Annotated in this window: 7 protein-coding genes and 1 pseudogene; 2 read left to right on the top strand and 6 right to left on the bottom strand. The window is 62.0% G+C overall.

Annotated features, from left to right (window positions below):
- The 3 genes from AC1DR1_RS22190 to AC1DR1_RS22200 all read right to left on the bottom strand — a co-directional run.
- A partial coding sequence (locus tag AC1DR1_RS22190; RefSeq protein ID WP_476993345.1) for an nSTAND1 domain-containing NTPase occupies positions 1-3,260 on the bottom strand: 3,260 nt, incomplete at its 3' end.
- 913 nt (positions 3,261-4,173) lie between these two features.
- Positions 4,174-4,563, bottom strand: a complete 390-nt coding sequence (locus tag AC1DR1_RS22195; RefSeq protein ID WP_229994521.1) for a hypothetical protein — start codon at positions 4,561-4,563, stop codon at positions 4,174-4,176.
- 15 nt (positions 4,564-4,578) lie between these two features.
- On the bottom strand, positions 4,579-5,748 hold the full coding sequence (locus AC1DR1_RS22200; protein ID WP_476966656.1) for a patatin-like phospholipase family protein: 1,170 nt from the start codon (positions 5,746-5,748) through the stop codon (positions 4,579-4,581).
- A gap of 719 nt (positions 5,749-6,467) precedes the next feature.
- On the opposite strand from AC1DR1_RS22200, the gene AC1DR1_RS22205 reads away from it, so the two are divergent.
- Positions 6,468-6,779 carry a hypothetical protein gene (locus AC1DR1_RS22205; protein ID WP_364746466.1) on the top strand — a complete coding sequence of 104 codons (312 nt, stop codon included), beginning with the start codon at positions 6,468-6,470 and terminating at the stop codon, positions 6,777-6,779.
- 388 nt (positions 6,780-7,167) lie between these two features.
- Here the strand turns inward: AC1DR1_RS22205 and AC1DR1_RS22210 are convergent, their stop codons facing one another.
- Positions 7,168-7,422 (bottom strand): hypothetical protein, encoded by a 255-nt coding sequence (locus tag AC1DR1_RS22210; RefSeq protein ID WP_476993347.1) that lies wholly within the window; start codon positions 7,420-7,422, stop codon positions 7,168-7,170.
- Positions 7,423-7,600: 178 nt separating this feature from the next.
- A pseudogene (locus tag AC1DR1_RS22215) lies at positions 7,601-8,005 on the bottom strand (glycogen debranching N-terminal domain-containing protein); the annotation flags it as partial.
- Between the two features lie 1,513 nt (positions 8,006-9,518).
- Between AC1DR1_RS22215 and AC1DR1_RS22220 the strand changes: the two are divergent.
- Positions 9,519-10,031, top strand: coding sequence for a hypothetical protein (locus AC1DR1_RS22220; RefSeq protein ID WP_364746464.1), 513 nt, complete (start codon positions 9,519-9,521; stop codon positions 10,029-10,031).
- 66 nt (positions 10,032-10,097) lie between these two features.
- Here AC1DR1_RS22220 and AC1DR1_RS22225 read toward each other — a convergent pair.
- A partial coding sequence (locus AC1DR1_RS22225; protein WP_476993346.1) for a hypothetical protein occupies positions 10,098-10,400 on the bottom strand: 303 nt, incomplete at its 5' end.

Consider the following 10,400-nt stretch of genomic DNA (forward strand, 5'->3'; position numbering starts at 1 on the left):
TCAATCAAAGGCTCGCCGAGGGCCCGGCCCTTCTCGGCGTCCCACCGCCGCACCGTACCGTCTCGGCTGCCGGAAASGATCCGGTGRCCGTCGGGGCTGAACRCRACACTCGTCACCGCATCCTTGTGTCCKGTCAWMGGYTYGCCGAGGKCCCGGCCCGTMTCCGGGTTCCACAGCCGCAATGTGCCGTCGTTACCCCCCGAAAGGATCCGGTGGCCGTCGGGGCTGAACGCGACACTTGTCACCGCACCACGCTTGTTTCCGGTCATCGGTTCGCCGAGGGCCCGGCCCGTCTCCGGGTCCCACAGCCGCAATGTGCCGTCGTTACCCCCCGAAAGGATCCGGTGGCCGTCGGGGCTGAACGCGACACTCGTCACCGCACCCTTGTGTCCGGTCATCGGTTCGCCCAGGGCCCGGCCCGTCTCCGGGTCCCACACTCGAACCGTGCCGTCGTTACCGCCGGAAAGGATCCGGCGCCCGTCGGGGCTGAACGCAACACTCGTCACCGCCTCCTTGTGTCCGGTGATCGGTTCGCCGAGGGCCCGGCCCGTCTCCGGGTCCCACAGCCGCAATGTGCCGTCGTTACCCCCCGAAAGGATCCGGTGGCCGTCGGGGCTGAACGCAACACTCGTCACCGCACCCGCGTGTCCGGTCATCGGTGTGCCGAGGGCCCGGCCCGTCTCCGGGTCCCACACTCGAACCGTGCCGTCGTTACCGCCGGAAAGGATCCGGCGCCCGTCGGGGTCGAACGCGACACTCGTCACCGCACCCGCGTGTCCGGTCATCGGTGTGCCGAGGGCCCGGCCCGTCTCCGGGTCCCACACTCGAACCGTGCCGTCGTGGCCGCCGGAAAGGATCCGGCGCCCGTCGGGGCTGAACGCGACACCGTTTACCAGCTCTTTATGTCCACTCATCGGTTCGCCGAGAGCCTGGCCAGTTTCAGCATCCCACAGCCGCATCGTACCGTCTGGTCCGCCGGTGAGTATCCGGTTGCCGTCCGGGCTAAACGCCATACTGCTGATTTTGGTCGGCGTTTCTATGATTTTTTGCAGGTCGCGATTCATATTGACAGCGCTTAGTAGTGCGCCTTCGCCTCCCGCTGTCGAGGCAATCGCTTGTGCGGCGAGGATGCGCTTCAGACCGTTTGCATCGCCGCCGCCGCGGTTTCCTTCGAGCATGGACAGACCTTCCGATACAAGACGAAGAGCGGTGGCTTCGCGGTCGCGCGCGGTGGCCTCGCGCTCTGCAAAGGAGGCCCACACGAAGCCAGCCGCGGCAACCATGGTGATAACGACCGCTGATGCTAKGACGATCTTGAGTATGAGAGAGCGTTTCCGTAAATCCGCTGCGTGCGTTTCGGCCACTTCCTGCTTGTCGCGGGCAGCCCGTAGTTCGGCATCGTGCCGTCTCTTCTGAGCTGCGAGCCGTTCCTCCTCCCGGCTTCGGGAGGCGCGGAGGAACTCGCGGGCAGGCTCCAGCCGTTCCCGGAATCCGGGTTTTCCGAACAGTGTCTCGGCACGACTCAGCCTTTCTCCTTCGAAGAGCCACGCCTCGTTGCGGCCGCTGCGTTCCCAAGCGGCTGCGGCGCGTTCCAGGTTGTCGGCCTCCTTGAGGTCCTCCTGCTCGCTGGCCAGCCACCCGGCCAGATCCTGCCATTGGCGCAGCAGGCTCTCCAGAGCTACTTCGATCACGGTCTCCCCGCCGCGCTCGTCCCCGACCAACAAACGCCGGCCCACCATGGCGTCTATGAGTGGCCGGGCGTCGTTCGGTAGATCGGACAGGCGGGCGATCCGGCGAACCGGCTGGTCGTTGTCTGGGTTGATGGTCGCCAACCAGGGAATGAACGCAGATTTCAGCAGCTCCAACTGGCCCCGCCGCACTGCAGGGTCCGGCGACAGCAGAGTGTCGATCTCGTGTTGCACCACCTGCTGCATTCCACCCATCGCATGGTATTCGGCCAAACGGAGATCTCCGTCGCCGCCGTAGTCCTGGTACAGGCGTGCCAGGGTCAGCGAGAGCAACGGCAGGGTGTCCGCGCCCTGAACGCCTTCTTCCAGCAGCCGATCCACCAGAACAGTCTCGACTTCCAGCGGTCTCCCCGCCCCCGTGGCACGGGCTGCGGGGCCAAGGATGACCTCCCTGAACCGGGCGACCGGCATAGGTTTGAGCTCGTCGAAGACGACACTTTTAAGCCCGGCCAGCTCAGGTGCGGTCTGCAATGGTTCGTAGAAATCCGAACGGACCGTTGCGGCAACAATTAACGCCGGCACGGTCCCGTCTTCGTGATCCAGCAGTCCGGCAAGCAGATCCAGGAACCGGTGTGCCTGGGGGCCGGCGTCGGCACTGAAGAGCTCTTCGGCCTGGTCCAGCGGTAGGACCAGGGTCGGCGGCGGTGTCCCGACCGGCACCTCCAGCAGCCGTTCGGCGGCCGCCTGCCGGGCTTCGGCCAGCCACTCCTTCAGTTGTGCCGTGTCCACCCGAGTGCACGCATCCTTGATGGCTCCCAGAGTGGGGGTGTCCAGTCCCAGATGGATGCGCCTGGAATGGACCGCGCAGGCGAGGCCCCGGTCCCCGGTGAGCGGGTTGCGCTCGGGGCGCACGGTTTCCAGCACCAGGAACTGCCGGTCCTCACGCCGCAGCCGCGGCACGAGACCCGCCCGCAGGAACGAGGACTTGCCCGCGCCCGACGGACCCAGGATCACGAACAGCGACTCGACGCCGGAGCTGCGCATGGTACGCAGTGCATCCAAGCCCCGCACGATCTGTCCGTCCCGGCCGAAGAATACCGCCGCGTCCGCTTCCTCGAACGGTTCCCACCCCCGAAAGGGGGACCGTCCAGCATCCTTCGGCGGCGGCCAGGCGAAGTGCTCGGCCCCGATCCCTGCACGGCGCAGCCCCTGGTGCAGCCGCCGGAGGCCATCCATGAGAAAAACGACAGGGCTGTCTTGGCCCTCAATTGGAATGTCGGTGGTGGGTCCGTTGCCGAAGAGGTCGCAGCGCTGCCATTCGCCGGTGACGCCTTCCTCCTCCAGAGGCTCCAGCCGGGCACACAGGATCAGCTTTCCCAGATTCTCCGCGGTCCGGTACTCGGCCATGCATTCGCGGGAGGCCTCCCAGCTGGCAGAGAGCAGGCAGATTACCACCTCGCACCGCTCATTGGCCCGAAGCAGGGCCTCCTTCCACCGCTCACCCGGCGCAATACCCGTCACTGGATCAAGATCCAGGAAAATCTCGTCGGCAAGACCGGGGTCCTGCTGCACCAGCCACCGCTTCAATGCGATGGCCTGAGGGGTGTCCCGGCTCGAATGACTCAGAAAGATGCGTGACAAGTGATCACCCCGCTACAGGGCCGGTCTCCGCGTAGCAGCAACATTGTACTGTCACCGCCCTGGACGCCGGACTCGCACGACGCCCGGAAGTCGGCCGTCCCGATATGGCGCACGAATGTCCAAAATTTCGTCGCCTGCAAAGCTTCAAAGACTGTCCCGGCAGCACGGAAATGACGCGCTTCCCGGCCCTGCGATCATGACTGGTACGTCTGCAACCTCCACCGGCAGAGGGAAACGAGGGCCTTCCCATGGTGACAATGGTCCACCTGAGTGGACCGCACTGCAATGGCCAGTTCAAGTCGCCCTAAACCTCATCGCAATTGTCTTAACTCCTCAGGCGGATGAATGGGACGGCTCACGCGCAAACTCAGCTTCCAGAGCCAATGGCGACGTCTAGAACGTGCCCTCCATCGAATGAGCAGTCGTTTCCCGACTCCACTGAAAATGCACGCCATCCTATTTCGGATGCGACAGGATGAACGCGGCCAATCTGCGGTCTACAAACACCGCCATCTCCGGACGGCGGATTCGTTGTTCAGACGAACAGCAGGCTTCTGCATTCGCATATTCTGTTGTCCCACTTCCGCGGTCTTCGCCGGGTCATGCGCGCGTGGGTTGTACCGTCGCAACGGATTCGAGCTGACTGGAGAACGCACAATCCTCGAGAACTGGGAGTGCATCGCACAGGTCACAATGGCCCTGCTCTGACTGTATGAGCCGCTGCACAGGGTCTGGCGGCCGGGGCCCTGGAGGGGCGTTAGCCCCCCCACGCCCACCAGGTCACCCTCCACTAGCCGATGTGCTTGCCGGCTATCCACGCCGCAGGCCAACACAGCCGCTTCCCTCACTGGTCCGGTTCGTAGCGGGAATTGAACCTTTCGGCGGTCATCGCGTAGCCATCGGTGCCGTCTTCGTTGTTGAACACGACGACGTCACCCCTGTCGTAGTAGGTGCGGCCTTCCTTGGTCACCACGCTGCCGGCTTCCGAGGCGACCTCAGCCCAGACCGGGGTGGATTTCACATAGGCACCGCGGTGGATCCGGCGGTAAGTGGCCGCAAAGACGTCCGCGTCGACGGTGTGAATGTCGCCGTCGTCGTCCACCAGCCAGTCCCCGGGCTTGCACTGCTGTTCGCCGCCCCACTTGCGGTAGCTGAACCCGTCGGTGTCCAGACGCAAAGGAATGGCGACGACGTACTGGTCCGGAAAGCGCCTGTAGCGTCGGAGCTCCCTCATAATAGCCCCTTCCGTTCACGCCTGCGGCAGGTCAAATACACTGCCAAAATCAGTTTCCCGCACATCCCGTGCCGCGGCCAGCCTGCCCAGCCGGTGGAGGGCCTCCATATTCCTCGGGGCATCCATCGCACTCAGCGAGGGGACGGTGTCCATAGCGGCAAGGGTTCCGTCCAGGGCGCGGACACTCTCCGGACGCAGGTCCACGTTATAACGCAGGTAACTCATCAACGGGGCACCGTTTAGAAGATCACCCTCCAGCTCCCCCAACTCCCGGTCAATCATCCTCGCGGTAGGGCTGGCGGACATCCACTGCAGCATTGTCTCCTGCAGCACGGCACAATCCTGCAGCACGGACTTCAGCGCCCGCACGGCATGACTGGCAGTCAGTTTTGCCATACTGACGGCAGGATCCACCGCGCCTGTCCCGACCGATACAAGCAGGAGCCTATCGGCACCGGTCTCCCAGCCCACACGGTAGCCTTCCAACGAGGCGTACATAAGCGCCTGCAGGGCAGGGTTGTTGAAGGGACTGACACCACCGTCGACGAAACTCCCGGTCACGGGCCTCACGCCGCGTCCGCCAGTGATGGAGATGGTTTCCGGCTGGAAATAGGACGGCGCAGCGGTGGAGGCCCGGACGACCTGCCACAGAGGATAGTCCCGGTTACCCATCCGGCCGTTGGCGCCAGCAACGAAATACCGTCCGCGGGGGTTGTTGCTCACCGGCCACGGACTGCCGCTGTCCAGGCGTTTGATGACCACCAGCAATCCGGTCAACAGCTCGTGGCCGCCCAAGGTGGTGTCCACACCGAAGAGATCCTTCAACTCGGAAACCAGAGCCCGCTCGTCGTACCTGGCACGCAGAAGTACCTGGCGCAACAGGTTTCGTTCAAACACCCGCCGCCCAAGGCCGAAATACTTGTCCCTGACTTCGCCAACGCTCCTGCCTTGGGCAAGAGCCGCTGCTATGATCGCCCCAGTCGACGTGCCTGCAATCAGGTCGAAGTAATGGCAAAGACGGAAGCCGTCGCCGCAGCCATGGCGTTCCCGCAGCAGATCCTCGACCTTTTCCAGAATCCCGAGGCTCAAAATGCCACGCAAGCCGCCGCCGTCAAGTGCAAGAATGCGCTTCGGCCTGCCATCACCGCCGAAATGCTCGTCCCGGGTCAGAATCTGGTAGGGCATCTGGACGCCTCTTCTCATGTGAGCCGCGTAACACCATGCTACGGGACGCAGATCCCCCGGGCACGTGCTTTCGGTGCAGCCACACTACTCAAAGCCGACCTGTACCTCCACTTCGCCCCAGAACTGCTTTGGCGATCCAGCCCTCTTGGAAATGCGGGAGATGGTTTCGGGACGGGGCGGAAATTGCTCTGCCGGAGGAATGGTATTCCATCACTCAAACAGATCCTTGGACGGCACAAACCCCAAGGCCTCGGCCTGCGACCAAACTCGTGCCGACCGGATGCAGGAGACAACAAGTCTTGGCGCGGCGCATAAGAGGTAACACCACGATGGCAGAGCGGGCTCCGACCAATCTTGGCGGACGCCAAAGTCCGTTCCTGACGCGGATACGAGAATCTTCAGGAGCTAAGTGATGATTCTGGGCCTGCGGACAAACGCCCTTGTGGGAAACTTCCCCAGCTCGTCAATTGCGTCGTGCACGACAGTGTCTGGCTGCTACCGCCGCAGCGGCACTCTGCTTCACGGAAACGGTGCTGGCACGGTAGTGCCCAATTCCAACGCGACGCAATATGGAGCCAGGGGTTAATGAAATCCGGAAGTAACCGCACCCCTCCCGCCGGAGCAGCCGTGCCACACCCGCCGAACATTCTTGGGCGACGCTCGGAGCGAAGACTGACCGACCCTTTCTAGCCATTGGAGTATCACAAATGATAGGCATCATGTTTCGCGGTCCAAGCGACGCTCCAGCCCTCGCCGCCGGACTCGCGGTTGCCCACACCACCAGCCCTGCGTCCGCCACAGTCAACGGTGCGGAGGTCCGAAAGCCTATTACCGCGACATCAAACGCCATGGTGGGCTCCGGCAGCCCGGCCGCGCGGGAGCGCGTCAGGGACGCGGCGTATGACGCGGTAGAAAAGGTCCTGAACAGCCTGTTTCAGCCATTGAGCCCGAAGGCCCTCGCAACGCGGTGGATCGAGGCCGCCGATGCCATGGCGAAACACCTTGAGACAAATGACATCGGCCGACAGTAACGCGATTTCGGCGTGGTTGGCGTCCTGCTTGAGACCTCTGCTGCGGTCCTGTTTGGACCTCCAAGAGCATCTCAGCTTCTCAGCGGAGCGGGTCCTCTTCGCTCTTCTCGCCAGTCCCTGTGGTCAGCCAGCTTTCGACTAATTGCTTGTTGCTATTTGACTGCTGATAACCCTGGTGACGACGAGGCGCCGCGCTGCCCGTCCCGGGCTTATCACGCCTTAGTGTGCATGCTCTGTCCCGCATACCTGCGCATGCTGTATCCAGCCAAGGGCGGCGGTTCTCTCGAAGTGGCCAATTGGGTTTCTGTAGTGATGAAACACCACTACCCAGAGACGCGCACTGAACTTTCGGACAAATGAGAAGGTCACTGCCGACGTGTCGATCCTGCTAAGCCTTTCCGCGCCTTCTGGCCTGTTCCACGGGGTCGCCCCCCCAAGGGCGAGATCCGTGCTGGAACACCATGCCCTCGAGCAGCCCCTGGATGGTGGCGGTGGCACCGGASATGTCGATGGTCATCCGGCCGTTGGCCATGGGGGCGTTGGTTATGTGCAGGTCGCCGTAGGAATCCGGGAGCACTGGATTCATCCAAAGGCCGCCGCGGGCAACGTCGGCGTAGTAGCCCATTAGGCTCTTGACCAGCATGATGGGGGGTGGTGGCGGCCCAAGCCTGGGGCCAGCAGGCCGTGGGGTAGGGCACGGGTTCGTCGAAGTGCTCGCGGCTGAAGCCGCAGAAAAGTTCGGGCAGCCGCCCCTCTGAGTACTCGGCCGCCTCCAACAGGGCCGTTGCGATGCGCTGCGCCTCGGCTATGAAGCCGTAGCGAAAGGGGTCCGCGAAGTCCGCCTCGACTTTAAGGGAAACGACGCACTCGACAGGGGTCGGTGAGTAGTTTCGGACGGTGAGCTGCTCCAGGATTCCGGCACCTTCCTCGCGGAGGCGTTCCACGATCAGCGGACTGTCCGCATACCCGTCCGAGCAGCGTCCGCGGCCGACAAAGAGGGCACGATRCGGCTCCTGCGTCCTGGCGGCCAGCGACTCCAAGGGCTCACCATTAACGGTTAGATTCCAGCGGGACAGGATGCAGGTGTCCTCGAAGAAAACCCCGTGCGGGTACTCAGGCTGGAGATCGCCGTTCGCCGAGGAAATGCAAAAGGACGAACCCTCCACCAAGGTGACCGTCCCGGCGCCCAGAGGCCCGGCGGCAGTGTCAGCATTCCACCCAGCCATCCCGGTTCCTTCAAAGGATTGACTTCAACGCCTTCACGGCAGCGCACGCACCGTTATCGACCAGTCGATCTTCTGCCTTCATCTGTCCAACCGACGCTACGGCCGTGCACCAGATGATGCCGGCCCGGCGCGTTGACTCTCTAATGGGTGGTGGCTGGCCTGGCGACTAGCTGGCAGGATGGCTGCCAGTCCTGCTGAACGTGACTCTCGTTGACTCTGACCCCAGCAGTCTCGGAGAAGGCCTAACCAATGCCACCATGCCGCCACCCGCGAAGAAGCGCTGCCTTCAGCTGAGGTGCTTGGGGAACAGTGTCTGCTTCGGACGAAAAAGGATGACAATATCTCCGTATATGCCTGGACAGGTTAATCGCCAATTTTGGCCAACAATTTGCAATTCCTGACGTATCTGCGCGCGCCGATCACGCGCAGTCCCGTCTCTCACATGCTCTGCAACGAGACCGTCGGCGCTTGAGCGAAGGCGCTGGCATGCGATACCCAGGGTGGTACGGCCTGTAATCGGCATCCGCGCAAGGAACCACTCCCTGCGAGCGTTTGCCGCCTCCACGCATGCCCGGAGGTTGCCTAACGACGGGTGCAGCATCGGAAGGGAGAGCATTTACGGATCCGATTGGGTTTAGGCTGACCGCAATCAGGACTCTTCCAGTATTCGTCCGCGTGCTGTCCCATAAGCGTGCACGTTAACGTTCTTGTATCCATGACGAATGGAGGAACGTTGAAAGTGACAGATCTTCACTAGATTTCCTTTTGAATGGTTGCAGGTGGATTGATCTGGCGGAATTTTCGATTCCTTGAACCGGGACTTCCAGTCTGAGACCGCGCACGACCCACGGCTTCCGTGCTGGCACTGTTGTCCGCCCTTGCCGGCGCTCTCGCACCGACGGAGTCTTAGACGGAACTCGTTGTTGTTGGAAATGGGGAGGCGGTTTTCGGGGACGAGTGCATGTTGCTCAGCGGGATGAATGGTATTTGTTCATGACTCAACAGCATCTTTGGACGGCACAGACCCCCAAGGCCCTGATCGGCGACGAGACTCGTGCTGACCGGCTGCAGGAGTCAACAGGTCCTGGCGCGGCGCATAAAAGGTAGCACCATGACAGCAGAGCGGCAGCCGCCAAGGCTAGTTCCTGACAAAGGCAAAAAACCTCCAGGAGCTAAGTGATGATTCTGGGCCTATGTCAGGGCGCCAAGCACACCTGAGGGAAGCTGCCCCAGGTCGTCGATAACGTTGTGAATGACAGGGTCGGATTCGGGACACTACTGCCGCAGCGCTTTTCCGGGGGAGCCTGCTTCTCGGAAACCGTGCTGGCACGGTAGTGCCCAATTCCAACCCGGACGCAACATGGAGTTACCGGGTTAAACGAATCCGGAATCGGAATTTGGGCCTCTCGAGGTTTATCCATTTCCAATCAATCAGGACTGACACGGCTGCCCACGCTATGTGACACATGAGTCAAGGACGTCCACCCGATCATCGCCCAGGAGCGTGAATCAAATGTTTTCCAAAACAACACCAGCAAAAAAATCCCGAACTGCACGCCGCAAAATTGCTCTCATAGCCGCGGCTTCGCTCGCACTGACAACCGTTCCCTTTGCCTTGGCCGCCCCGGCCCAGGCAGCCACCACCCAAACTGTCTGCTCGGTCAAAGCAGAGAGGCCGGAATTTGCAGGCTACACCAAATACAAGGTCACGCTGGTCAACTATAAGATAAAGGTGTACTGCGCGAAGGCCCGGGACGTGCTCATCAAGCAAGAACGTTGGGAAGACGACTACACGTATCTCCCTCCCTTCAACGGCAACGATTTCTTGGGTGCATCGTCGTGGAACAACTACCGTGTTGAGGCCGGCAAGACGCTCACCATAAACAACGTCCGCACGCTCGTCAACGGGGAGGCCCTAGACGAGGAAGTCTTCCACAAGGCTTCCATCCAGGAAGGCTCGAGAGACCTTGGCATCTGGACGGGTTGGTCCAAGTGGAGTGTCAGCGCCAACCTCTCGATTTCATAACTGCCTCACAGCACGGCCGTCTGGTGGCTCGGATTGTAGCTCGTCTCGGTCGGCTGGCCGGTGGAATCAAGCGGCCAACGGACCTCCATGTGGGATTCGGGAATAGATCACGCTGTCTGTGACAGTTTGAGGTTTCGTTTGGTTGGTTGATCCAGGTTTTCTTGGGCCCCGGAATAAGAAAGAAGAGGGGCGGTCCACCAGGACCGCCCCTCTTCGGCCTATCTGGCCTATCTGGCCTATCTGGCCTATCTGGCCTATCTGGCCTATCTGGCCTATCTGGCCTATCTGGCCTATCTGGCCTATCTGGCCTATCTGGCCTATCTGGCCTATCTGGCCTATCTGGCCTATCTGGCCTATCTGGCCTATCTG

The organism is Arthrobacter sp. P4_F10 (assembly GCF_056401435.1).

Bases quoted from the DNA above. Each gene is read 5' to 3' on its own strand.
- AC1DR1_RS22205 (WP_364746466.1), top strand. From the start codon at position 6,468: ATGTTTCGCGGTCCAAGCGACGCTCCAGCCCTCGCCGCCGGACTCGCG.
- AC1DR1_RS22220 (WP_364746464.1), top strand. From the start codon at position 9,519: ATGTTTTCCAAAACAACACCAGCAAAAAAATCCCGAACTGCACGCCGC.
- AC1DR1_RS22195 (WP_229994521.1), bottom strand. From the start codon at position 4,563: ATGAGGGAGCTCCGACGCTACAGGCGCTTTCCGGACCAGTACGTCGTC.
- AC1DR1_RS22200 (WP_476966656.1), bottom strand. From the start codon at position 5,748: ATGCCCTACCAGATTCTGACCCGGGACGAGCATTTCGGCGGTGATGGC.